The sequence below is a fragment of the Pseudomonas sp. GW821-FHT10C09 genome (assembly GCF_059415465.1).
The window spans coordinates 1-23,603 of the sequence record NZ_JBWKNG010000028.1 but is presented as its reverse complement, the minus strand read 5'-3'; the positions used below and the strand labels follow the sequence as shown (position 1 = coordinate 23,603).

18 protein-coding genes and 2 pseudogenes are annotated in these 23,603 nt (G+C 59.6%); 10 read left to right on the top strand and 10 right to left on the bottom strand.

The window, feature by feature from the left end; genetic code table 11:
* Positions 1-14: 14 nt before the first annotated feature.
* From AC07N8_RS24935 to AC07N8_RS24925, 3 genes and pseudogenes are all read right to left on the bottom strand, one after another.
* Positions 15-452: pseudogene (locus AC07N8_RS24935) on the bottom strand (methyl-accepting chemotaxis protein); the annotation flags it as partial.
* A gap of 102 nt (positions 453-554) precedes the next feature.
* Positions 555-1,241: pseudogene (locus AC07N8_RS24930) on the bottom strand (PAS domain-containing protein); the annotation flags it as partial.
* A 210-nt stretch (positions 1,242-1,451) separates the two neighbouring features.
* A complete protein-coding gene (locus AC07N8_RS24925) occupies positions 1,452-2,765 on the bottom strand; it encodes an MFS transporter (RefSeq protein ID WP_493146257.1) in 1,314 nt (437 codons plus the stop codon).
* 202 nt (positions 2,766-2,967) lie between these two features.
* On the opposite strand from AC07N8_RS24925, the gene AC07N8_RS24920 reads away from it, so the two are divergent.
* A complete protein-coding gene (locus AC07N8_RS24920) occupies positions 2,968-4,386 on the top strand; it encodes a short-chain fatty acid transporter (RefSeq protein WP_483842783.1) in 1,419 nt (472 codons plus the stop codon).
* A gap of 178 nt (positions 4,387-4,564) precedes the next feature.
* Here AC07N8_RS24920 and AC07N8_RS24915 read toward each other — a convergent pair whose 3' ends face one another.
* The gene (locus AC07N8_RS24915; RefSeq protein ID WP_483842782.1) at positions 4,565-4,855 is read right to left on the bottom strand and encodes a nucleotidyltransferase family protein; all 291 of its coding nucleotides are present in this window, start codon (positions 4,853-4,855) and stop codon (positions 4,565-4,567) included.
* Between the two features lie 147 nt (positions 4,856-5,002).
* Between AC07N8_RS24915 and AC07N8_RS24910 the strand changes: the two genes are divergently transcribed.
* The 5 genes from AC07N8_RS24910 (at position 5,003) to AC07N8_RS24890 (ending at position 12,155) form a co-directional block, all read left to right on the top strand.
* Positions 5,003-6,703 (top strand): acid phosphatase, encoded by a 1,701-nt coding sequence (locus AC07N8_RS24910; protein WP_493146259.1) that lies wholly within the window; start codon positions 5,003-5,005, stop codon positions 6,701-6,703.
* 107 nt (positions 6,704-6,810) lie between these two features.
* Positions 6,811-8,508 (top strand): molecular chaperone HscC, encoded by a 1,698-nt coding sequence (locus tag AC07N8_RS24905; RefSeq protein ID WP_493146261.1) that lies wholly within the window; start codon positions 6,811-6,813, stop codon positions 8,506-8,508.
* Positions 8,509-8,518: 10 nt separating this feature from the next.
* On the top strand, positions 8,519-10,216 hold the full coding sequence (locus tag AC07N8_RS24900; protein WP_493146262.1) for a J domain-containing protein: 1,698 nt from the start codon (positions 8,519-8,521) through the stop codon (positions 10,214-10,216).
* Between the two features lie 73 nt (positions 10,217-10,289).
* Positions 10,290-11,462, top strand: coding sequence for a hypothetical protein (locus AC07N8_RS24895; RefSeq protein ID WP_493146264.1), 1,173 nt, complete (start codon positions 10,290-10,292; stop codon positions 11,460-11,462).
* Between the two features lie 168 nt (positions 11,463-11,630).
* Positions 11,631-12,155: an SET domain-containing protein-lysine N-methyltransferase gene (locus AC07N8_RS24890; protein ID WP_493146266.1), complete on the top strand. Its 525-nt coding sequence runs from the start codon at positions 11,631-11,633 to the stop codon at positions 12,153-12,155.
* Between the two features lie 5 nt (positions 12,156-12,160).
* On the opposite strand, the gene can is transcribed toward AC07N8_RS24890, so the two are convergent.
* Positions 12,161-12,805 (bottom strand): carbonate dehydratase, encoded by a 645-nt coding sequence (can, locus tag AC07N8_RS24885; protein ID WP_027925919.1) that lies wholly within the window; start codon positions 12,803-12,805, stop codon positions 12,161-12,163.
* Positions 12,806-12,946: 141 nt separating this feature from the next.
* Between can and AC07N8_RS24880 the strand changes: the two genes are divergently transcribed.
* Positions 12,947-13,351 (top strand): serine kinase/phosphatase, encoded by a 405-nt coding sequence (locus AC07N8_RS24880; RefSeq protein ID WP_493146267.1) that lies wholly within the window; start codon positions 12,947-12,949, stop codon positions 13,349-13,351.
* A 110-nt stretch (positions 13,352-13,461) separates the two neighbouring features.
* Here the strand turns inward: AC07N8_RS24880 and rimI are convergent, their stop codons facing one another.
* A complete protein-coding gene (rimI, locus tag AC07N8_RS24875; protein WP_046030107.1) occupies positions 13,462-13,914 on the bottom strand; it encodes a ribosomal protein S18-alanine N-acetyltransferase in 453 nt (150 codons plus the stop codon).
* Positions 13,907-14,656, bottom strand: a complete 750-nt coding sequence (locus AC07N8_RS24870; protein WP_493146277.1) for an energy transducer TonB — start codon at positions 14,654-14,656, stop codon at positions 13,907-13,909. Before AC07N8_RS24870 ends, rimI begins: the two co-directional genes overlap by 8 nt.
* 206 nt (positions 14,657-14,862) lie before the next feature.
* Between AC07N8_RS24870 and mksB the strand changes: the two genes are divergently transcribed.
* Genes mksB through mksF form a run of 3 tightly spaced genes read left to right on the top strand, consistent with a single transcriptional unit; the run spans position 14,863 to position 19,680 of the window.
* Positions 14,863-16,140, top strand: coding sequence for an Mks condensin complex protein MksB (gene mksB / locus AC07N8_RS24865; protein WP_483842774.1), 1,278 nt, complete (start codon positions 14,863-14,865; stop codon positions 16,138-16,140).
* Positions 16,130-16,843: an Mks condensin complex protein MksE gene (mksE, locus tag AC07N8_RS24860; RefSeq protein WP_483842773.1), complete on the top strand. Its 714-nt coding sequence runs from the start codon at positions 16,130-16,132 to the stop codon at positions 16,841-16,843. The genes mksB and mksE overlap by 11 nt, the downstream gene beginning before the upstream one ends.
* Positions 16,840-19,680 carry an Mks condensin complex protein MksF gene (mksF, locus tag AC07N8_RS24855; protein ID WP_493146270.1) on the top strand — a complete coding sequence of 947 codons (2,841 nt, stop codon included), beginning with the start codon at positions 16,840-16,842 and terminating at the stop codon, positions 19,678-19,680. The genes mksE and mksF overlap by 4 nt, the downstream gene beginning before the upstream one ends.
* 183 nt (positions 19,681-19,863) lie before the next feature.
* Here mksF and AC07N8_RS24850 read toward each other — a convergent pair whose 3' ends face one another.
* The 3 genes from AC07N8_RS24850 to AC07N8_RS24840 are packed head-to-tail and all read right to left on the bottom strand — an operon-like array spanning position 19,864 to position 23,429.
* The gene (locus AC07N8_RS24850) at positions 19,864-22,167 is read right to left on the bottom strand and encodes a PqiB family protein (RefSeq protein ID WP_493146272.1); all 2,304 of its coding nucleotides are present in this window, start codon (positions 22,165-22,167) and stop codon (positions 19,864-19,866) included.
* Positions 22,160-22,783: a paraquat-inducible protein A gene (locus AC07N8_RS24845; RefSeq protein WP_483842770.1), complete on the bottom strand. Its 624-nt coding sequence runs from the start codon at positions 22,781-22,783 to the stop codon at positions 22,160-22,162. The genes AC07N8_RS24850 and AC07N8_RS24845 overlap by 8 nt, the downstream gene beginning before the upstream one ends.
* On the bottom strand, positions 22,770-23,429 hold the full coding sequence (locus tag AC07N8_RS24840; protein WP_483842769.1) for a paraquat-inducible protein A: 660 nt from the start codon (positions 23,427-23,429) through the stop codon (positions 22,770-22,772). Before AC07N8_RS24840 ends, AC07N8_RS24845 begins: the two co-directional genes overlap by 14 nt.
* Between the last annotated feature and the right edge of the window lie 174 nt (positions 23,430-23,603).

The window sequence follows — 23,603 nt, the reverse complement described above, 5'->3', positions numbered from 1 at the left end:
CGCGAGGGCGGGTATCAAGTCGCCAGTTGATTGGCAAACTGGCCGACCGCGTTCACCACTTTCTGCGCACCGTCCTGAATCTCGACGATCACCGTACCGGCTTCCGCAGCCAGCGCCAGGCCTTGTTCCGCCTGAAGCTTGCCGTCGGTCATCAGAGCCACGGCATTACGCGCCATCTCCTGGTTCTGCCGCACGACACCGACGATCTCATCAGTGGCCTGGCTGGTGCGAGACGCCAACTGCCGGACTTCGTCCGCGACCACGGCAAAGCCCCTGCCCTGTTCACCTGCCCGAGCCGCCTCGATGGCCGCGTTGAGCGCCAGCAAGTTGGTCTGCTCAGCGATGCCGCTGATGGTTTTGACGATGGTGCCAATCACCAGCGATTGCTCGTTCAAGGCCTCGATGCCATCGCCAGCGGTTTGCATGTGCTTGGCCAGGTCGCGCATCACGTCCACCGCCTGAGTCACCACGGCCGTTCCGCGCTGGGCACTCTGGTCGGTTTGCTGAGAGGTGCTGTAGGCAATGTTGGCCGCTTCGGCCACGGCGTTTTCCTGGTTGACCTGATCGGTGATCACGGTGGCGAACTTCACCACTTTGTAGAGCTTGTTGTTAGCGTCGACCACCGGGTTGTAGGACGCTTCCAGCCAGACCAGACGACCATGGCTGTCGACGCGTTTGAAACGGCCGGCGACAAACTCACCGGCGTTCAGGCGTCGCCAGAAATTCTGGTACTCAGCGCTGCTGGCCTCCTGCGGTTCACAGAACGTACGGTGATGTTTGCCCTTGATCTGCGCGAGGCTGTAACCCATGCCGCTGAGGAAGCGGTCGTTGGCCGCCAGCACATTGCCATCGAGGTCGAACTCGATCACCGCGGTCGAACGCACCAGCGCGCCAATCAGATTCTCATGTTCACGGGACGCTTCGATGGTGCGGGTCAGGTCGCTGGAGTAAATCGAGAAATGCTTGATCCGGCCATCCGCCGAACGCACCGGCTGCAAAATCGAACGCAACCACGCTTCCTTGCCATTGCCACGGAGCAAACGCACGGCCCCGGCGAAATGCTCGCCACGGCTCAGCGCGTTCTGGAAGCGACGGTGGAATTCATCGGATTTGACATGAACCGGGACGATCTCGTCGATGTTGCGGCCGGCCAGGTCGCCGCTCTTGTAGAACATTTCACCCAGGAAGTTCTGGTTGGCCGATTGAATCCGGCCATCGGGATCAAGGGTCAGGACCAGCATCTCGCTTTCCAGACTGTCCTTCACTTGCTGAAGGCTGGAGAGTTCTTCGCGAAGAGCCGACAGCTCCTGCTTCAAGCGTTTGTTGAACATGGGAAAGCACCGATGGACTGGATGGAAAGCGGCATACAGCCTAGCCATCGGCGGTGCAGGTGTTTTCTGAAGACTGATTCAGGGTTGTCCTACAAAAATAGTTGCCGTATCCCCCGGCGATTACATCGCGCCAGCGGCCGCGCAATGGCCGGCTCTGGGCAGGCGTGCGCCAAAATACGCCGCGCTGCCCACACCTACCGCGCCCATGACCGCACAGAAGATCACGCAGATCCACGGGCTCCACGGCATCAGACCAATCAACAACAGCGGTGTGATGCTCGCCCACGCGGCGTAGGCAATGTTGTAGGTGAAGGAAATTCCCGAGACGCGTACCCGTGCCGGGAACAGGCTGACCATCACCGACGGCACCGCGCCGACCACGCCGCAACTCAGACCGGCAATCGCGTACGCCAGGCCGATCCAGGTGCCCCCCATGATCAGGCAGCCGTAAAGCACGCCAATCCCCAGCGGCAGCAGCAGGCTATAGAGCATGACCGTGCGCCAGCCGCCGATGCGGTCGACCAGCAACCCGGCGAGCACGCAGCCGATGTTCAGGAACACGATGCCCAACGCACTCAGGGCAAAGGTATGGCTGGCGGTCATGCCGAAGGTTTTCTGCATCATGGTCGGTGTGATGACGACAAACACCACCACCGCCGAGGTCAGCACACAGGTGAGGATCATCGCCGGCAACATCGCCAGACGATGCTCACGCAAGACCGTGCGCAACGGCAATTCGACGGCGGCATCGCGCTGGGCCTGCATCGCCATGAATACCGGGGTTTCACTGAGCCAGCGGCGCAACCAGACGCCAATCACCCCGAACACACCGCCCAGGAGGAACGGATAACGCCAGGCGAAATCGAGAATTTCCGCCGGGGTGAACGCCTGTGCGAGGAAGGTCGCCGTCAGTGCGCCAATCAGGTAGCCAAAGGTCAGCCCGGCTTGCAGGAAACCGAGGGCATAACCGCGATGCCCGGCCGGCGCGTGCTCGGCGACGAACACCCAGGCACTCGGCACTTCACCGCCCACCGCCGCGCCTTGCAGGACACGTAGCGCCAACAGCAGCAGCGGCGCCCAATAGCCGATTTGCGCGTAGGTCGGCATGATCCCGATCAGCAGGCACGGCAGCGCCATCATCAGGATGCTCAGGCTGAAGACTTTCTTGCGCCCCAGCCGGTCGGCGAAATGCGCCATCAGAATCCCGCCCAATGGGCGCGCCAGATAACCGGTGACGAAGATCCCGAAGCTTTGCAGCAGGCGCAGCCATTCGGGCATTTCCGGCGGGAAGAACAGTTGGCTGAGGGTCAGGGCGAAGAACACGAAAATGATGAAATCGTAGATTTCCAGCGCGCCGCCAAGGGCCGCAAGGCCAAGGGTCTTGTAATCCGAGCGGGTAAAAGGCGTCGGGCGCGAAGGGGTGTTGGCAGTCATGAAAAAGAACTCTGCAGCCGGTAAAAAACCAAGGCGCCCATGGTCTACGCAAACGCGCCCATGGACAAGCCGTTAGACCATAGTCCTGTTTTGGTAAAGTTTCGTCACAAATCAGCAGCGGTTGATTTACTGTTGGCATCTGTCCAGACGGGCCTTTGCGGCCCGAAAGACCACAACAAACATAAAAATTCGAGGTACACCCGTGGCCGCTGATATCGAAGATACCCGCTCCGCCCGCTTTGCCCTGCGCTGCTCAAGTTTTGCCGAACGCTGGTTCCCCGATTCCTGGGTATTTGCCGCGCTGGCGGTGATCATCGTCGCCGTCGCCACGCTGTTCATGGGCGCCAAACCGACTGACGCCGCGATGGCGTTCGGTGACGGATTCTGGAGCCTGATCCCCTTCACCATGCAGATGGCATTCGTGGTCATCGGTGGCTATGTCGTCGCCGCCTCGCCACCTGCCGTGAAACTCATCGACCGCCTGGCGCGCATCCCGAAAAACGGGCGCTCGGCCGTGGCGTGGGTCGCGTTGATTTCCATGACTGCCTCGCTGCTGAACTGGGGTTTGTCGCTGGTGTTCGGCGGTTTGCTGGTGCGCGCCCTCGCCCGCCGCGTCGACCTGAAAATGGACTACCGTGCCGCCGGTGCAGCCGTCTATCTGGGCCTCGGCGCTGTGTGGGCCCTGGGCCTGTCGTCGTCCGCTGCACAACTGCAGGCCAACCCGGCCAGTCTGCCGCCGTCGATCCTGGCGATCACCGGGGTCATTCCCTTCACCCAAACGATCTTTCTGTGGCAGTCCGGCGTGATGCTGCTGACGCTGATCGTGGTTTCGCTGATCATTGCCTACGCCACCGCACCAGGCCCTAACACCGCCCGTGACGCCAAGGCCTGCGGCGTCGACCCGAGCTTCAATCTGCCGCCACTGCAACCACGCACTCGTCCCGGCGAATGGCTGGAGTACAGCCCGGTGCTGACCCTTTTGCTGGTGGCACTCGCGGCTGGCTGGCTGTTTCACGAGTTTTCGACCAAACCGGCGCTTACTGCCATCTCCGGGCTGAACACCTACAACTTCCTGTTCCTGATGCTCGGCGCGCTGCTGCACTGGCGCCCGCGCAGTTTCCTCGATGCCGTGGCCCGCGCAGTCCCGACCACCACCGGCGTGCTGATCCAGTTCCCGCTGTACGGCTCGATCGCTGCGCTGATGACCACAGTCAAAGGCGCAGATGCTCAGACCCTGGCGCACCACATCTCGACCTTCTTCGTCAGCATCGCCACCCACGATACCTACGCGCTGCTGATGGGCGTGTACTCGGCGATTCTCGGTTTCTTCATCCCGTCCGGCGGCGGCAAGTGGATCATCGAAGCGCCGTACGTCATGCAAGTGGCCACGGACCTGAACTACCACCTGGGCTGGGCCGTACAGATCTACAACGCAGCCGAAGCGCTGCCGAACCTGATCAACCCGTTCTACATGTTGCCGCTGCTGGGCGTGCTCGGGTTGAAGGCGCGGGACTTGATCGGGTTCTCGTTCGTGCAATTGCTGGTGCACACGCCGCTGGTGCTGTTTCTGCTGTGGGCGCTGGGGACGACGCTGACGTATACGGCGCCGGTGATGCCTTAAAATCGACTGGTTGCACCTGTTCTAGAGCAGGTGCAATCAAGTTTGGTCGTTGGGTAAAACCTTCAATAGCTGCGGCAAGGCTGACTGACTCTTCTTTGCTCAACCCCTCGACGAAGACAAGTGCATCACCCAGCGGCTTGGCGCATATGGTCAAGGTAATCCCCGAGGCGGTTGACGGTCATACAGGCCGTGCCTGTTCCAGCACCTGCTGACGAAACTTCAACGGAAGGTCTCCCGGTGTCAGCAGATCGACACTGACCCCCAGCAAATCTTCGAGCTCAACCTGAAGACCGCCCAGATCGAACAGCGTGGCACCCGGGAGCGCATCCACCAGTAAGTCCAGGTCACTCCCCTCTTGATCGGTGCCCAATAATGCGGAGCCGAATACACGAGGATTGGACGTGCGAAAACGGCCTACGACCTCGCGCACGGCGGCGCGTTTCAGATCCAGTGCGATTGAAGGTTTCATGATTGACCTTTGCCAAGTCCAGTATTGCGCCAGTCTAGCAGTGCTTGGGACAGGGAAACACCGCGTCACTTGTAACCCTTCTGTCACATCCCGCTGCTAGCGTCCGCCGAAACATACTGCAACAAACTCAGCTAAACGGGACGTGGCATGACTGACGATAAAGACAACATCGACGCTCCTTCTCCCGACTCAGACGCCCCCACCGACACCAGTCGCCGGCGCTTTCTGGGTGGTGTCGCAGTGCTGGGTGTCGGCGCAACGCTGAGTGCTTGTGGCAATCAGGGGGATGAGCCGGGCAAACCGGTCGAACATCCTTTGTCCCCGACGGAATTGGACAAAGCCCTGCACGACCAGGTGAAAACCGTGGTGGTGATCTACGCCGAGAACCGCAGTTTCAACAATCTGTTCGGCAATTTCCCCGGCGTCGAAAAACCGCTGTCATCGCTCCAGCCTGCCGAATATCAACAGCGTGATCGCGATGGCAGTCTGTTGCAGACGCTGCCACCGGTGTGGGGCGGGGTTTTGCAGATCGGTCCGCAAACCCTGGATGGCGTGACGTACCCCAATGAATCCCAGTTTCAGGAGCAACTGCCCAACGCGCCGTTTGCCCTCAAAGGCCCGAACGCTGAGGACCTGCCGTTCGGCTTGGTGACTCGCGATTTGTGGCACGTGTTCTATCAAAACCAGATGCAGATCAATGGCGGCAAGAATGATGGTTTTGTCGCGTGGGCCGACTCCGGCGGCCTGACCATGGGCCATTACGCGCAGAGTCGTTATTCCCTGCGCTTGTGGGACGTCGCCCAGGAGTTTGTGCTCTGCGATAACTTTTTCCAGGGCGCTTTCGGCGGTTCGTTTCTCAATCACCAGTACCTGATCAGCGCCACCGCGCCGTTTTATCCCGACGTCGCCAACTCCGTGGCCAAGGCGCAGATCGCAGTGCTGCAAAGCGATGATCCGGCGGACCCGCGGCTCAAACCTTTGGACAAATCCCCGGCCAGCGCCATGACCGGTCCACCGCAGTTCGGCCCCAGCGCATTGACCCCGGATGGCTACGGCGTCAACACGCTCGCGCCGCCGTACTGGCCGACCTGGATTCGCGACCCGGACCGTCCGGCCTACGCCAAACCGGATCTGCCGAACGTGATGGTCCCGCAGACCCACGAGCACATCGGCGACAAGCTCTCCAAAAAGAACATCGACTGGGCCTGGTACGCCGGCGCCTGGCAGGCGACGCTGGATCAGTTCAAGGACTCCGGTGGCATCCCCAAGATTCCCAACTTCCAGTATCACCACCAGCCGTTCAACTACTTCAAACAGCTGGGTCCGGAAAATCCGGCCGAACGCAACAAACGTCTGCGCGACGCCGGCCTGGGTGATGAATCGAACACCAACAAGTTCTTCGCCGATGCCGAGGCTGGCAAGCTGCCGGCGGTGAGTTTCTACAAACCCCAAGGCAACCTGAACATGCACGCCGGTTACGCTGATGTGGCGTCCGGCGATCGGCACATTGTGCGCGCCCTGAAAGTGCTGCGCGAAAGCCCGCAATGGAAAAACATGGTGGTGGTGGTCACGGTCGATGAAAACGGTGGCTGGTGGGATCACGTTGCACCGCCCAAAGGCGATCGTTGGGGGCCGGGATCGCGGGTGCCGGCGCTGGTGGTCTCGCCCTTCGCGCGCAAAGGCACGGTGGATCACACGGTCTATGACACCGCGTCGATTCTGCGGTTAATCACTCGGGTGTTCGGGCTGGAGAAGCTCGACGGGCTCAAGCAGCGTGACGAGGCGATGGTCGCTCGGGGTCAGAAACCCATGGGAGATTTGAGCAACGCATTGAGCTTCGCAAAATAATAGCCCAGTGCCACTATTTTCCTTTGCCCCCTCCACTGCTCCGGTAATATCCTTGGGCGGATATTAATTGTTTCAGTTTTTTGCAGACCGGAAAGGGAGTTCACTTGATGATCGTAGGGATTGACCTGGGCACCACCAACAGCCTCATCGCCATCTGGCGGGGAGAGTCCAGCGAGTTGGTGCCCAATGCGCTGGGCCAGTTCCTGACCCCCAGCGTGGTCGGTCTCGACGATCAGGGCCGAGTGCTGGTCGGCCAGGCTGCCCGTGAGCGATTGCACACCCACCCGCGCCAAACCACCTCACTGTTCAAACGTCACATGGGCAGTGCCACCGAAGTGCGCCTCGGCGACCGGACATTCCGTCCCGAAGAGCTTTCGGCGCTGGTGCTCAAGAGCCTGAAGGAAGACGTCGAACGGGCTTTCGGCGAAACGGTGCATGAAGCGGTCATCAGCGTCCCGGCCTATTTCAGCGATGCCCAGCGCAAAGCCACGCGCATTGCCGGGGAACTGGCCGGGCTGAAGGTTGAAAAACTGATCAACGAACCGACGGCGGCAGCGCTGGCGTACGGACTGCACCAACGGGACAAGGAAACCTCGTTCCTGGTGTTTGACCTCGGTGGCGGTACGTTCGACGTGTCGATCCTGGAGCTCTTCGACGGAGTGATGGAAGTGCGCGCCAGCGCCGGCGACAACTTTCTGGGCGGTGAAGATTTCGACAGCGTGCTGCTCGAACACTTTCTGGATCACCATCGCAACACCGACAACTTCCCCGACCGCAACAGCGTCATTCAGCCGCTTCGTCGCGAAGCCGAGCGTGTGCGCAAAGCCCTGGGCCATGACGCCAGCGCCGACTTCAGCTTGCGGGTGGATGGCCAGCAATGGACCCAGACAATCACCCAACAGCAATTGGCCACGCTCTACACGCCGCTGCTTGAGCGCTTGCGCACGCCGATTGAACGGGCGCTGCGAGACGCGCGCATTCGCGTGAGTGATCTCGACGAAATCCTGTTGGTCGGTGGCACGACACGCATGCCGCTGGTGCGCAAACTCGCGGCGGGCCTGTTTGGTCGCTTCCCGTCCATCAGCCTCGATCCAGACGAAGTGGTGGCCCACGGCGCAGCCATTCAAGCGGCGCTAAAAGCACGCTCTGCCGCGCTGGAAGAAGTTGTGCTGACGGACGTCTGCTCTTACACATTGGGCATCGAAACCTCGACGCAGGTGGGCGGGCAACGCGAAAGTGGCCATTACCTGCCGATCATCGAGCGCAACAGCATTGTGCCCGTGAGCCGGGTCAAGACCGTTTACACCGTCCATGACAACCAGGAACACGTGAAGCTGAATATTTTTCAGGGCGAAAGTCGCCTGGTCAAAGACAACGTGGCATTGGGTGAACTTGAGATCAAAGTACCCAAGCGCAAGGCTGGCGAAGTGTCGCTGGATGTGCGCTTCACCTACGACAACAATGGCTTGCTGGAAGCCCAGGTGGTCGTGCCGTTGACCGGTGACCTGCACTCTCTGGTGATCGAGAACAATCCCGGCGTGCTCACCCCGGAGGAGATTCAAGCGCGTTTGCAGGGTTTGGCGCTGCTGAAAATTCATCCTCGCGATCAGCAGGTCAACACCGTGTTGACCGCACGTCTTGAGCGTCTTTATCAGGAAAGTCTGGGGCAGATGCGCGAACAGATCGGTCACTGGGCCCAGCAGTTCCAGAGCGTGCTTGAGTCCCAGGATGACCGCCGGATCCGTGAAGCGCGCAGCGAGCTGACGCAGCAACTGAGTACGCTGGACAACGGCGTCTGGCAGTAAGGAGCCGCACATGGATTGCTGGTCTCTGCTGGAACTGGCCGAAGACGCCGACGCACGCACTATCAAGCGCAGTTACGCGCGGTTGCTGAAAACCTACCGGCCCGATGAAGACCCCGAAGGCTTTCAACGCTTGCGCGAAGCTTATGAGCAAGCGCTGGGGGTTGCCCAATGGCGGGCTGAATTCGCGGCTGACAACGTTGAAGTGGCGACCGCCGAAGTCGTCGAACAACCGCATCAGGCCAATCTCCCGGCGTGGTCCGAGACGCTCGAACTTCGACCGCTGAACAACGAAAGCCCACGCGTGCTTCAACCGCTTGGCATTGAACGTCCACGCGCGCTGCATTCGCTGAACCTTGCCCCCTCAATTCCCCCGCCCCTGCACGTTTCACCGGTCGAGCAAGCTGCACGGGCGCTTCTGGACGGGCTCACGGATCAGAACCTCGCCGAGCGTTGGGAGCAGGCGCAACAACAGCACTGTGCCCAGGTGTTTGAACAGTTGCTGCTGCAACTGTGCTTCGATCACCCGGGTTTGCGCAGTTCGATTGCCAGTTGGGCCGTGCAGCATCTGGACTGGCTGGCACCCTGGCAAAACATCGTCATGACCGATGGGCAGCGAGATGCCCTGGCCAGTGGTTTGCTGCAGGACTATCGGCAGGTGTTGCAGGAATTGCTTGAAGCTGGCAAAGAACGAGAATTCCTCACTCAGCTGAAAAGTGACACCGCTCAACCCTGGCTTCAGGTGTTCGATCGACGCCAGGAATGGCAGCGAATCATCCTGCAACTGTTCAACGACACCGAATGGAGCCTGCCGCTGTTCGACCGCGTAGGACAGGTATTTGGCTGGGACGACCAAAAAGGCATTCACCCGGAACCGGCGTCGACCTGGCAGGCCTTGATCGAGCGCTGCAATCAGGAAAGTTTCTACGAAAACCTGCAGGCCAAGGCGCAAGACAGCCGGGTATGGGCGGCCGATGTACAGGCCGCGCATCTGCTGATGAATCCAATGCGGCCCGGACAACAGAAAAAACTGATCGATGGCTTTGGCCAGAACGAATGGCAGGCCTGCCATGACCTTGCGCACACGCTCAAGTGGCGCTATCCGCATTTGCTCCTGCGCCTGCCGCGCACCGATGTGTTTTTCTGGCGCCGTTTTTTGCCACGCCCGATCGCCGCCGAAACCTGGCTGCTAGTCTGGGCGGGCTTCGCCTTGGCGCTGTATTTGTTTTTTTTCCCCTCCAACCATAACTCCCTCGGTTACAGCATCGGCATACCGTTGATTCTCGCTCTCGCTCCGTTCTCGTTTTGTCGCTTCGCGCTGAGTTGGTGGGTGGTGATCACCTCCCACTTTATTGTCCAGGACCTGCGGCTGACAGAAGAAGTGATTCCGCGACGCTTGAACCCGGAAACGCGCTGGTTGCTGATCCGCCACGGCGGACCACAGGCCGTCATGCTGATGCTGTTTGCGCTGCTACAGGGTTGGTTCGGGATCGTGACGTACGTCGGTTTTATGCTGATCGGTTTCTTGCACACACGGCGCATCGGCGAACTCGACCCTGAACTTCGTGCACGTCGTCCATGGCTGACGGCGCTGCATTGGGCGCATTTGAGCCCGCTGCAAGTGGTGTTCTTGCTGGTGATGGTCGGCCTCGACCTGGCGTGCCAGATTTACTTTCCTGACTATCACCTGACTCAACTGCGTTTCAGCTAAACGACGACCGGCCGATCTGCTTTAGTACGGTGGCCCGCGATGCACGCGGGCCCACGCTGAAAAGGATCTGAGCATGCTGAAACTCACAGGACTCACCTTTGCCGCCCTCGCCCTGAGCGCCGCCGCCCACGCCAATGTCGATCTGAAACTGGGCAGCACCGAACGCGTCACGCGACTCTTCGCCTACCCCAACAACTGCAATGTGATCTGCTTTCGCAACTGGACGCTTGAGCAAACCGTCGAGCATTACCTGACCCAAAGCGTGCAACGCGATGGCTACAGCACTGCGAAAGTGCGCGTCAAAACGGACAACCATCAGCTTTACGCCGACATCAGCGGCGTGCCAAAGGGCTATGAAAAACCGCTGGCCGCACTGCTCGATGCCGGCGATCTGGCCTACACCGGCGCCAAAAAACTCAATGCCGACAGTAAATGGGCCTACAACTGGTACTTGTTCCTGCCGTTGGGCATGGCCCTGGAAAACCGCAAAAGTGTCGAGCTGCTGCACTTCCCGCCGGATTACTCCCTGACCCAGGCCCAGGATTACCTGCGCTCCGCGACCACGGATCGCTGGGCCACGTTGCTGACGGATAACGGCATCCCCGCCGTCCAGACACCGGGTTATCAGACCATCATCGACATCGCGCCCATTGCCGCACCGGCCAGCGCCGGCAAGGATCTGGAGGGTGTCTACGGCTACTTCAAGGATTACCAGACCACCATGGTCAAGGAAGTCAGCCAGAACGCAAAAGGTGCGGCGCTGCCGATGGTCGCCTTCGGCGCGCCGGTGCGTAACTGGATCAAGCAGCAATATGGTGTGACAGTCGACGTGCTGGGTCTGGCGATGATCAGCCCGAAGAAAGGCCTGAACGTGCCGGTATTGGGCTCGAACCATCCGAGTTACATCTGGTACGCCGCCAACCCGGACAGCTACACCGGCGACGATGCTCAGGCGAAAGCCGATGCGGCGGGCCTGACCGTCATGGGCCAGGACTTGAGCGCCGCGTGCTGGCAGGCCGGCATGGGCAGCACACCGGGCAGCGACCCTGCTGCCCAGCTGGAAAGCTGCACGCAAACCTGGCAAGTGACCCAGAAAGAAAAAACCTGCGAGTTGTTCTACAACTCGATCCGCAATCTGCCCCCTGAACAAGCCGTGGCCAAGTGCGCGACAACGCCGATCAAGGCCCAGCTCCAACAACTGCAATCCCCGGCGCCCGCAACAGCGATTCCGGCACCTGCGCTGTAATCACCTTGCGCGTCAGTCAAGGCTGACGCGCAAAAGCGCACATCCCCCCTGTCAGTTTTGACAGTAGACCCATCGTTTCATATGCGAGATCGTGAGGTATACCCGTGTTGCAGGGCTGACAGGCTCGTCAGTTTGGGAAGTCGCAACGCACTGCCGACAAGGATCGTTATGAAAACTCATCCCGTGCACCACACTTCAGAACACCCGCCGGATGGCGTTTATCCGTTTCCAGAGCTGCCGGTCAGCCGTGGATTTCCATCGCTGGCCGATTTCGAAATCATCTGCAACGCCGATGGTTCAGCGGTAGCCGTCGCAGCACTGCGCGAATTTCCACGGATCAGTCGAATCTGCCGGGTGTCGGGGCATTTGCTGCCTTATCGCACTCGACACACGCGGCAACTGGCGTCCGGGATTCACGTTTATGACCCGCTCTTCAGCGGCCTGCTGCGGCATTCCTGTGACCCCAACGTGTTTTTCGACATGAGCGAACTGTGGTTGTGGGCGCTGAAGGACATCAAGAAAGGCGACAGCCTGACGATGGACTTCGCGGCAACGGAAGACAAACTGCTGCGCCAGTTTGCCTGCCAGTGCGCGTCGCCTGAGTGCCGAGGCTGGATCACCGGTTACGATGAACCGCCGAACGCCGACGGCCAGTTGTTTTATCACCACTTGCGTCGGCGCGGTCTCTGCTAGACGGTTTACAGCTTCTCGACCGGGCGCAGACGGTATTGCGGCGGCAGTTGCTCAAATCCGCTGATGGTCGTGTTCAGGCTCTTCCAGCGACCGTCCTTGATCCCGTAGATGCAACCATGGATCGACAGCGGCTGCCCACGGTGCCAGGCGTTTTGCACGATGCTGGTATGGCCGACGTTCGCCACTTGCTGGATCACGTTGAGCTCGCAGAGACGATCGACCTGTTCTTCTTCGGTCGCCAGCTCGGCCAGTTCTTCGCGCTTTTCGTAATAAAGGTCACGGATCGAGCGCAGCCAGCCGTCGATCAGGCCCAACTGACGATCCTGCATCGAAGCGCGCACGCCGCCACAGCCATAGTGGCCGGTGACCAGGATGTGTTTGACCTTGAGCACGTCCACCGCGTACTGAATCACCGACAGGCAATTGAGGTCGGTGTGCAGCACCACGTTGGCCACGTTGCGGTGCACGAACAGGTCGCCCGGCAACATGCCGACGATCTCGTTGGCCGGCACCCGCGCGTCGGAACAGCCAATCCACAAGTATTCCGGCGTCTGTTGGCGCGCCAGCTTGGAGAAGAAGTCCGGATCTTCCTGTTTGATCGCTTCAGCCCAGCGTTCGTTGTTATCAATCAGATCTTGTAATTCGTTCATGCTGTAAAGCCTCAAGAATGATGCGCTGGTTTGACAGACAACCACCCGTCGGGGTCACGCGCTTGATGCAAGTTAGGCCGGTGGAATTCTCAGGAGCCCAGTGGGTCCACCCTAGTAAGGCCCACAGTATGAGGAATTGCCATGACTGAATCACGACGTCCGTACGATGCGGCGCAACCTGAGCCGATCGACGACAACGAAGACCGCATGGGCTCGATGCATGAGCTGGATTTCGATGAGGAAGAACCCAGCGCCAAAATCGGTGACGAACTGCCGCAATCCGAACGCGAACGGCTGATGCCTCGCGAACGTGTGCGTGAAGCCGGTATGACGGGGGCCTCGACCGATGATCACGAGTCTACCGATGATGACATGAGCCCGGAAACGTTGATCCATGAAGATGGTGCGCGGGATGCTCATGAAGCGGGTGACGGTGATCAGGCAGATTGGGATTTGAGCATTGTCGATGAGGACGACATTGGCGGGGGAAATGGGCTGGATGAAGCGGAGATGGCGCGGCGGGATCCGCTGGATAAGGATCGGTGATCTTCAGCGCCTGTTAAGTCGCCTTCGCGAGCAGGCTCGCTCCCACAGGTTTTATGTACGACATAAATTCATTGTGGGAGCGAGCCTGCTCGCGAAGCTTTTAAAAAGGATCAGTCGACCAGGGTGCAGGCCATGACCACCGCATCTTCCCGACCACCAACAGCCGGATAATAATCCCGACGTCGGCCAATTTCGTTAAAGCCATACCGCTCATACAAGCGAAACGCCGAGCGGTTGCTGTCGCGAACTTCCAGAAAGCACTCCCGCGCCTCAGCCTTGTAGGCAATCGACATCAAATGCTCCAGCAGCGTCAAACCCAGGCCACGGCCCTGATTTTCCGGTTTGACGGTGATATTGAGCAGATGTGCCTCATCCAGAATGATCTGCACCACGCCATGGCCGACCTGCTGCTGCCCTTCGAACATCAGCCAGATCTGGTACTTGCCCAGCCCGTCGAGAAAAATCCCGCGGGTCCAGGGATGGCTGTAGGCCGCGTATTCGATTTTCAGTACAGCGTCCAGGTCCGCCTCGGTCATCGGGCGAAACGATACAGCGTCACTCATTTGATTCTTTCCAGCGCGCCATCAGCCGACGCATGGCTTGCCAGACATCAGCCTTACGCTGTGGCTCTTCCATTAATAATTCCAGACCCGGCAGGGCCCAGACCGAGCCCAGGCCTTCGACCTGGAGTTCGCGGTTGAATGATTCGGCGTTGGCCTCACCGGCAAAACGCACCGCTGGCAGGCCGATCAGCCACACGCAGACGCACGGCGCGTCTTCGATGCGCGCCGAGAGAAAGCCTTGCACGAAGTCGCGCGCCGCTTCCGGGCCTTGATCCATGGTGCCGCGAGCCAGCAGCGGCCAGCGTACCGGTTCGCCGACAATCTGCGGGCTGTCCGGCAGACCGGCCGCGCGCAGCATGTCCTTGAGCAGTAAATAGGCAGGATCGCGGGTCTGGAACGTTTCGCCTGTGGGTAACTCCACCAGCAGCAGGCAGCGACCGGCCCGCAGCAATTGCAGGGCGAAGCGCGGTGGCGGCACCTGCACAACCTTGGCGACGACCGGAACCGCCTCTTCTTCGACCTTGGCGTTGGTGCGCGTACTGGCCAACGAAGGACGCGGCACTTCGATCTTCACCCGTTCGGCCGGTTTAACCAGCGGTTCCACGGGCGAATCCGCCACAGGCGCGGGCGCAACCGGAACCATTGGCGCGACGACCAACGGCTCAGGCATCTCCAGCAGCTCGGGGCGCGAGGGCGCGGCGAAGGGCAATTCGGTGCGCGGCAGCCAATTGACCACCTGCATGGCGGTCAAATAAGCGCGGCGACGGGACTCGATAAGCAAAGGTCGGCCACTTGTGGATAACTAAAGTGCGGTGATTCTACCGCCCTTCGCTCAAGATCGCCCGCGCTTGATCGATAGAAACCCTACAGTCCGTCCCGAGAGTGAATCGACACGCCCGCGATGCAGTACAATCGCGGCTTTTAATCGCCAACCAGCCGGCCATTCCGATGATCGAACCCAAGCGCGTCTTGCGCGCCCTCGCTGAACACTGGGCACTTCTGGAGCCACTGTGCGAGCACTTCGACCAAGGCACATTGAGCCTCAACGAACTGCGTTCACAGTTGGCCGCCCAGCAACTCGACAGTACGCCGCAGGACATCACCAGCCTGCTGGACGTGTGGATCCGCCTCGATATTCTGGTTCCTGTGGCGAAAAGCCCGAACCGCTTCGAGCTCAATGCGCAGATCCATGACTTCCTCGCCTACCTGCGCCGTGAGCACCGTCTGGGCCTGTGCCTGGAAATCGAAGCCTATTTGCGTCACCTCGAGCGCCTGGCCGGTTACATCCAGGATGCGTTCGACATTCGCGATGGCCATGATCTGGCGCGCCAATTGCGCTTGCTCGATATGCGCGTACGCGACGTATTGAAGAAGCTCGACAACGATGAACAGGCGCTGGTAGCCGTCGCCGAACGGGCGAAAACCAGCGATCGGCAGATTCCGTTGCGTCAGCGTTACGCTGAAGTGCTGGCGACCTGGGACGAATACGTCGAACCGATGATTGACCTGGTGAACGCCGACGGCGCCTTCGAACAAGGCGTTCGCAAGGTCGAAACCGTGCTGCTGAAGATGCTCAGCGAGCAGCAGCGCCTTGGCCATCTGGTCGACGACGACATGCTGCTGCGTACCCACGCGCGCATCCTTGAAATGCAGACCAGCGCTCAATTGACCCTGCGTCATGCCCGCGAACTGTTGCTGCCGCTACGTGAAGAAGCTCGTCGCCACAATGCCGTGACCCGTGGCGCGGCGCTGGCCCTGTCAGCCATTCGTCGCAAAGGCATCGACGCCGTACCGCAAGCCGCGATGCCAATGTTCACCCGCCCGCAAAGCACCTTTCTCGGCAGTGCCAGTCAGGTCGAAGCCTACGTGTATGCGCTGGCCCGTTTCGAACCGAAACCAGCGCGTTTCCCCAAGGCTCACAAGACCCAGAAAGGCGAAGCCCCGCGCGCGCCACGTACCGTTCGCGAAATGCTCGAACGCTGCGAAGACGCCCTGCCGATGCCGGACCTGATGACCTGGCTGCTGGAGCAAGAGCCGGACGGCGCGACCGACGAGTTGCTGTACTGGTTCTCGCGCCTGTCTCGCGAGAAACGCTTCAAACGCGAGCGTCTGGAACGCCGCGAATACCACACTCATGAGCATCAGGTCAGCCTGCGCTCCTTCGCCCTGCTCTCGGCCGGCGACACCGCCGCCGAGGATTCTGCGAGCATCCCAAATGCATCTTGATCTAAACGAACTGTCCCAGCTGGCGCCGATCTTTCGCGAGTTGTTCAAGGGCTACCACGTCAGCCGCCGCGACCCTGAGCTGTATGCGCAACTGTCGAACTTCCAGGACCAGTACCGCACGCTGTTCAAGGCGCTGGGGTTTGAGCTGGTGTGCGACACCCGTGGTTTCTACTACTTCGTGCCGGACCTCGCTGCCGCCGCGGTGAACAAAACTGCACAACGACTGGCGCTGTTCACCTTCATCCTCGTCGAGCACCTGGCGGATCAGGGCCGTGACCCGGTTGCCGTGCTCGACGGTGGCAGCCTCGGCCGCGATGAATTGCCTTCCTTGCTGGAAAAGTACCGCGACCTGTTCATCCAGGCCGAAGTGCAGACCGTCGAAGAGCTCGAAGAAAAAATCATGCGTCGCATGACCCAGCTCGGTTTCGCCGGCGAAGAAAACGGCATCTACCGTTTCCTGCCGCCGATGCACCGCTTCCTCGATGTCTGCCTGTCGGTTCAGCAGGACCGTGATCTGGCGGCCAGCCTGCACAGCGTGTTGCCATTGCCAGTTCCGGTATTGATCGATGACGACAGTGACGAAAAGCTGTTGGAAACCGATGACCCGCTGGATTTGAGTGCCTTTGAGATAGAGAGCGAAGAAGAAAGCGAAGAAGACGCCATGGCCCGCGCCATCGCCGAAGAACAGGAGACCGACGCATGAGCAAGGAACGCTACGGCATTCGCCGCTTTGCCCTTTTGAACACCGCCGGTTACAGCCTCGGTCTGTTTCCGCTGGAAGAGCCGCTGTCGGTCTACGGCGCGAACAACCTCGGCAAATCCGCCTCGATCAACGCCTTGCAGTTCCCGATTCTGGCGCGCATGTCGGACATGAGTTTCGGCAAGTACAGCCTGGAACAATCCCGGCGTTTCTACTTCGCCTCGGACACCAGTTACATCCTGGTTGAAGTGTCGCTGCCCCACGGCCCGCACGTGATCGGCGTGGTCGGTCGCGGCCCGGGCGGTGGTTTCGGTCACCAGTTCTTTGCCTATGCCGGCAAACTGGATCTGGCGCACTACCAGAAGAACGACACCTGCCTGCGCCAGAAAGAACTGTTCACCAACCTTGAGCGCGAAGGCCTGAAAGCCTACGAATTGAAGCCTGATGAGCTGCGTCGCTTGCTGGTTGGCGGTCACACCTCGATTCCGCTGGACCTGACGCTGATCCCGTTGCGTTCCACCAGCGAGCAGAGCCTGAAGACCTTCCGCGCGTTGTTCATCAACTTGCTGCACATGCGCGAAATCACCGCGGCCAAGCTCAAGCAATTGTTCCTCGATGCGTTCGAGCACAGCCTGCGTTCCGGCAGCGTCGATTACATCGCCGCGTGCGAAGAAGCCTTCCGCGATGTACGCCGCATGGAGCAGGACTACAACTCGCTGGTGACCGCCGGCCCGCTGGTTGAAGCACTGGCCTCAGGCGTGGCTCAGCGCAATATCCTGCGCGGTAAATTGCACCGGATCTCGCCACTGCTCGACTCCCTGCTCGGCACCTGGTCGGACTACGCCAGTGCGCGCAAGGAAGAGCTGACGATTCAGGCCGAGCATTACCGCAACGAGCAAGACGCACTGCAAAACGATCAGCGTGGTGGCACGCAAGAGCTGATGCGCCTGGAGCGGGAAATCACCGGCATCCAGCGCTGGCTCGGCGAGTTGTCGGTGCTCAAGCATCGCTTCGCGTTGGTCGATGACGTCAAAGTGCTGGAGCAACAACTGCTCGCGGCCAAGGACGCGCACGATGAACTGGCCGGAGCGCTGGCACAGTCGCGGCAGTTCTCTGCCGAAGACCTCGAAGAGCGTCTGCGCGATCTGGAAAAACGCCTGAAGTCGGTCAAGCAACAACTCGATCACGCCGACAACAACAGCTACGCCCGACTGCGCGAAGAGTTCTCGCAACAGGACGTCGAACGCCTGATGCGCCTGTTCAACAGCGCGCTGTTCAGCCTGCCGCTGGGCGAGCATGGGATTACGCTGGACGAGGACGGTCAGTGGGTCAAATCCATGGAACTGATCCTCGACGGTTTCAAAGGCGAGCGCTTCGAAGTACCGGGCCTGTCCATCGACATCTCGAACATCGAGCCGCCGGCGCTGCAAGCGTTGGCTGACCGCGCGGCGTTGCGCGATCAGAAAGAGCGTCTGGACAAAGAACTCAAGCAACTGAAGACCCAACAAGCCGTCGCCGCCGACCGCGCCGCGAGCAAGACCCAGACTGAAGCGCTGTACCAGCAAGTGCTGGATGCGCAGAAAGCCCTGGAAGACTTCCGTCGCGCGCAAACCTTGAGCGCTGAAGAAGGCGACAAGCTTGAGCAATTGGCGCAGATGGAAGCGGCGCAGGACGAATTGAAACGTTCCAGCGACGCCTTCACCGAACGCGTCCAGCAACTGTCGGCCAAGCTGCAACTGGTCGGCCGTCAGATCGGCGACATGGAGGCCAAGCAACGCACCCTCGACGACGCCCTGCGCCGCCGTCAGCTGTTGCCGGCAGACCTGCCGTTCGGCACACCGTTCATGGACCCGATCGACGATTCCATGGACAACCTGCTGCCGCTGCTCAACGACTATCAGGACAGCTGGCAGGGATTGCTGCGCAGTGACGGTCAGATCGAGGCGCTGTACGCCCAGGTTCGCCTCAAAGGCGTGGCCAAGTTCGACAGCGAAGACGATATGGAACGTCGCCTGCAACTGCTGATCAACGCCTACGCGCACCGCACCGACGAAGCCCTGACGCTGGGCAAGGCACGCCGGGCGGCGGTCACCGACATCGCCCGGACCCTGCGCAACATTCGCAGCGACTACGACAGCCTCGAACATCAACTGGCGCTGTTCAACCGCGAGATCAACAAGCGTCAGGTGTCCAACCTGCAAAGCTTCCGCATCGTCCTCGCGCCGAACAAGGAAGCGCTCAAGCACATCGACCAGATCATCCACAGTGCCGGCCAATACGAAGAAGGCGAAACCCTCTCCGTGTTCGACCTGAGCCAAAGCGCCGAGCAGGACAACAAGAACGAAGAAGCCAAGGAATACCTGGCACGGCTGGTGGCGGCCAACCACAACCAGCTCGGCCTCAAGGACTTGTTCGAACTGGCCTTCGAGATCACCAAGGTCAACGGTCAACCGGTTATCCACACCGACATCGACGGCGCCGCGTCCAACGGCACCACGATGACCATCAAGGCGCTGACCAACATGTACTTGTTGCTGCACTTGATGGACCGCGACCAGGCCGGTCGCGTGCGTCTGCCGTACTACCTCGACGAGGCGGCGGACATCGATGAGAAGAACCAGGCAGCGCTGCTGGAAACCAGCCTGCAACTGGGCTTCGTGCCGATCCTGGCAAGTGTGAAGCCGCAGGTTTGCGCCAGTGTTGCGATTGACCTGGAAGGTGGCAGCGGGCCGAACGGGATCTACATCGATGAGGCGGACTGGAAGTACATTCGCCGTCATGATGAGGTGAAGGCGAGCGTTGTTGCGCAGGCTGATGAGCCTGAGCTGGATGCGGTTTGAGTTAAACCGCTAGAAACGAAAAGGCCGCGATCCAATGGATCGCGGCCTTTTTTGTGGGCGCCTTTCAGTGTGTTTGAGGGCCTCTTCGCGAGCAGGCTCGCTCCCACAGTGGTTCGGTGTGTACACCGGATTCAATGTGGGAGCGAGCTCGCTCGCGATGGCGACATCACAGACACCAATAAACTATTTGCCGATCGAGATCTTCGGCGCCCAGGTCAGCCATTCATCTTCAAACTTGTCGAACAGCGGGAAGGTTTGCTCAGCTCGCGCCGGGCTACCCATGCGATCGCCTTCCGGGGTGGCGAAGGCAATGCCGCCCTGAATTAGCGTCTCCAGCGACTCAGTGCGTACCGTTGCGCCTTTGAACAAGCCGTAGTCAAAACCAAAACCGCTGCTGTTCCAGAAACGCGTACCGCTGCGCACCAACGGCGCGTATTTCGGTTCGATCAGAATGTGCACCAGCACACGATCTGCCGTCTGCCCAAGCTCGTAGCCCGTGACCTTGCCGACAGTAATTTCGCGATACGTCACCGGCACACCGGCTTTCAGCGATCCACGGCGCGCGGCGCTCAACACCAGACTCAAGCCGGCTTCCTGCTTGGCCGTCTCTGGCGGGTTGGCCAACGCGACGAAATTCTTTTGCGGACCGAGGTTCTTCGGTGCAGGTTGTACTTCGATGTATTGACCGGTCACCAGCGTTTCCAGATTACGGGTCTTGATCAGCCCCAATTCAGGCTTGACCACCCAGAACTGGCTGCCGACGCGGGCAATGCGCTCCGGTACTTCGGTGATACGCGCGGTGAGCATCACCGATTGCAGATCATCGGTGAGGTCAACGTCTTCGATCTTGCCGACGTCCAGCCCTTTGAATCTCACCGGCGTGCCGTTACGCAAGCCATCAGCGCGCTCAACCTTGATGGTCACTACGGTGCCTTTCTGATTGGCCTCCTCATGGTTGGCGAACAGGCGGAAACGCGGGATCTTCTTTTGCAGCGGGGCTTTGGCTTCCGGTGTCTCAAAGGCGATGCCACCGGCCATCAGGCTTTGCAACGATTCACTTTTGACCTGTATCCCGCCCGTCAGCCCGCCCGTGAGCGTGATGCCACTGGCATTCCAGAATCTCGTCGAGGCGTTGACCAGCCCTTCGTATTCCTTCTCGATGTGAACACCAATCACCAGTTGTTTCTTCTTCTTGGAGAACTGATAACTCTGGACCGAACCGACCTTGACCTGCTTGTAGAGAATCGGGCTGCCGACTTCCAGCGAACCGAGGTTTTCGGTGAATAACACCAGGTGCAAGCCCGGGGAACGCAGGTCAAGCGGCGGAGCCTTGGGCCGTGCCACGAATTCGCGTTGTGGTGCGGAGCCTTTATCGCCAGGGCGCACGGCGATGTAGTTACCTTTGACCAACGCTTCCAGCCCCGTGATGCCCGCGAGGGAAATCGACGGTTTGACCACCCAGAATTGAGTACCGGTGACCAGGTAATCTTCGGCCAATGGATCGAGAGTCAGTTCGGCGGTGGCACCGGACAGGTCCGGATCGATCTTCAGCGCTTTCAGGTTGCCGACCTGGATGCCTTTGTACATCACCGGCGTACGGCCAGCCTGCAAGCCTTCGAAATCGGTGAGCTTGACCTTGACCCGAATACCGGCGGCGGCGGCGTCAAAGTCTTCGTAGAGACGGAACGGCAGGCTCGGGTCGGTGGGCGGGCTATCCTTGCGGTTCTCCGGCGTAGCGAACGCAATACCCCCGGCGACGATGCTGGCAAGTGACTCACTGCGAATTTTCACACCGGACAGATTGGCGTCGATGCTGATGCCGCTGGCGTTCCAGAAACGTGTGTGTTTGCGCACCAGATTGGCGTAGGTGGGTTCGATGAATACTTTGAGCTCGACCGTACTTTGGTCTTCCGAGAGCACATAGCTTTTGATCTGGCCGACTTTGATCTGCTTGTAGAACACGGGGCTGCCACGGTTCAGCGAGCCGAGGCGATCAGCCTTGATGGTCAGGTGCAAACCCGGTTTGGCGTCGGACAGAGGCGGCTCTTCTGCCAGCGCCTTGAACTTGCGAGTGGGCTCGCCTTCACCAGGGCTGATCGCCACGTAATTGCCCGACACCAGGGTTTCCAGACCGGTGATACCGGCCAGCGTCACGCTCGGTTTGACCAGCCAGAAGCGGGTGCTGGTCCTGAGGTATTGCTCGACATCCTTGTTCATCTCGACGGTTGCGATCACGCCTTTGGAAGCGCCTTCGTCATCGAGTTTCAGAGCTTTCACCTTACCGACGGACATGCCTTTGTAGACGACTTCAGTCTTGTTGGCCTGGATGCCTTCGCCGCTTTCGAACCGCACCTGAACTTCGATGCCGGTCTCGTTATAGGCACGCCAGCCGAGCCAGCCGCCGATGATCAACGCGACCAGGGGCAGGATCCAGATGGCGGACCAGTTCGAGGCCGGTCGGGTTTTCGCTGTAGGCAAATCAGTCATGGTCGTCGTCCGACTCCGTGTTATCCCAAATCAGTCGGGGATCGAAAGAAACTGCGGCAAGCATCGTCAAAATCACCACACTGGCGAAGGCGATGGCGCCAAGATTGGCTTCGATGCTGGCAAGCCGTCCAAAATTCACGACCGCCACCAGGATGGCGATCACAAAGATATCCAGCATCGACCAGCGGCCGATGAACTCGATAAAGCGGTACATCCAGATTCGTTGGCGAGCCGAGAGTGGCTGGCGGCGCTGTATCGAAAACAGCAGCAAGCCGATGCCCACCAGTTTGAACGTCGGCACTAGAATACTGGCAATGAACACCACCGCCGCGATGGGAAACATGCCGTAATGAACCAGGTCAATCACGCCGGACATGATGGTGCTGGGGGCGCCCTTACCGAGTGAGTTGATCGTCATGATCGGCAGCACGTTGGCCGGAATGTAGAGAATCGCCGCGGTAATCAACAGTGCCCAGGTGCGTACCAGGCTGTTCGGGCGACGGGCATGAACCAGCGCACCACAACGGGTGCAGACTTGCTCATCGGTGTCAGCGTCCTGCTTGTTCAACTCATGGCATTCCGCACAAATCAGAATGCCTGCATCAATCGCCCGCATGGGCATCCTCTCCTGATAAAGCCTGCCAGATCTGATGAGGCGACATCACAACCTCCAATCCGACCTGAACCAACAGCAAACTGATAAAGCACACCAGACCGAGACCTACGCTAATGGCTGCCATATCTGCCAGTTTTACGAACGCGACCAGTACGCCCATGAGGTAAACCTCGAGCATTCCCCAGTCCCGTAGATGGTGATAGATGCGATAGAGCAGCAAGCCGTAACTGCGTCCGATATCAAAGCGAATGCTCAACAAGACTGCCAATTGGCAGAGCAGTTTGAGCAAAGGGATTCCCATGCTGCACAGGAACACAATTACCGAGACGCTTTGCATGCCAGTGTCGAACAAAGCCACAACGCCGCTCCAGACAGTGTCCTTTGAGGATTGTCCGAGTAGATTGAGCTCCATAATGGGTAAAAAGTTCGCCGGCACGTACAACAATAAAGCGGCGATAACCAAAGCGAGACTGCGTTGTACGACATTATGCCGATGGGCGTAGAGCTCATAGCCGCAGCGCGGACACAGCGCTTTCTCGCCATGGCCGAGTTCGGGTTTGCGCATCAGCAAGTCGCACTCATGACACGCGACCAAATCGTCTAGCGGTAATTCTGACAGCCTTGTGGCGTCAACCGGATCTGACATAAAGGCTCTGTTCCGAAAAAGTTGGTCCTATTCTAGAGGCATGAGTCAAAAATAACTGCGCCAATTTGTGCCTCAAGATGGAGTACTTTTTCGCAGACAAAACAAAACCCCAACTGCTTTCGCAATTGGGGTTTCGGAATTTAATCTTGACGATGACCTACTCTCACATGGGGA

Bases quoted from the DNA above. Each gene is read 5' to 3' on its own strand.
- AC07N8_RS24870 (WP_493146277.1), bottom strand. From the start codon at position 14,656: ATGCAGGTGGTCAATTGGCTGCCGCGCACCGAATTGCCCTTCGCCGCG.
- AC07N8_RS24880 (WP_493146267.1), top strand. From the start codon at position 12,947: ATGACTGAATCACGACGTCCGTACGATGCGGCGCAACCTGAGCCGATC.
- can (WP_027925919.1), bottom strand. From the start codon at position 12,805: ATGAACGAATTACAAGATCTGATTGATAACAACGAACGCTGGGCTGAA.
- AC07N8_RS24890 (WP_493146266.1), top strand. From the start codon at position 11,631: ATGAAAACTCATCCCGTGCACCACACTTCAGAACACCCGCCGGATGGC.
- AC07N8_RS24910 (WP_493146259.1), top strand. From the start codon at position 5,003: ATGACTGACGATAAAGACAACATCGACGCTCCTTCTCCCGACTCAGAC.
- mksF (WP_493146270.1), top strand. From the start codon at position 16,840: ATGAGCAAGGAACGCTACGGCATTCGCCGCTTTGCCCTTTTGAACACC.
- AC07N8_RS24905 (WP_493146261.1), top strand. From the start codon at position 6,811: ATGATCGTAGGGATTGACCTGGGCACCACCAACAGCCTCATCGCCATC.
- mksE (WP_483842773.1), top strand. From the start codon at position 16,130: ATGCATCTTGATCTAAACGAACTGTCCCAGCTGGCGCCGATCTTTCGC.
- AC07N8_RS24850 (WP_493146272.1), bottom strand. From the start codon at position 22,167: ATGACTGATTTGCCTACAGCGAAAACCCGACCGGCCTCGAACTGGTCC.
- rimI (WP_046030107.1), bottom strand. From the start codon at position 13,914: ATGAGTGACGCTGTATCGTTTCGCCCGATGACCGAGGCGGACCTGGAC.
- AC07N8_RS24840 (WP_483842769.1), bottom strand. From the start codon at position 23,429: ATGTCAGATCCGGTTGACGCCACAAGGCTGTCAGAATTACCGCTAGAC.
- AC07N8_RS24915 (WP_483842782.1), bottom strand. From the start codon at position 4,855: ATGAAACCTTCAATCGCACTGGATCTGAAACGCGCCGCCGTGCGCGAG.
- AC07N8_RS24925 (WP_493146257.1), bottom strand. From the start codon at position 2,765: ATGACTGCCAACACCCCTTCGCGCCCGACGCCTTTTACCCGCTCGGAT.
- AC07N8_RS24900 (WP_493146262.1), top strand. From the start codon at position 8,519: ATGGATTGCTGGTCTCTGCTGGAACTGGCCGAAGACGCCGACGCACGC.
- mksB (WP_483842774.1), top strand. From the start codon at position 14,863: ATGATCGAACCCAAGCGCGTCTTGCGCGCCCTCGCTGAACACTGGGCA.
- AC07N8_RS24895 (WP_493146264.1), top strand. From the start codon at position 10,290: ATGCTGAAACTCACAGGACTCACCTTTGCCGCCCTCGCCCTGAGCGCC.
- AC07N8_RS24845 (WP_483842770.1), bottom strand. From the start codon at position 22,783: ATGCGGGCGATTGATGCAGGCATTCTGATTTGTGCGGAATGCCATGAG.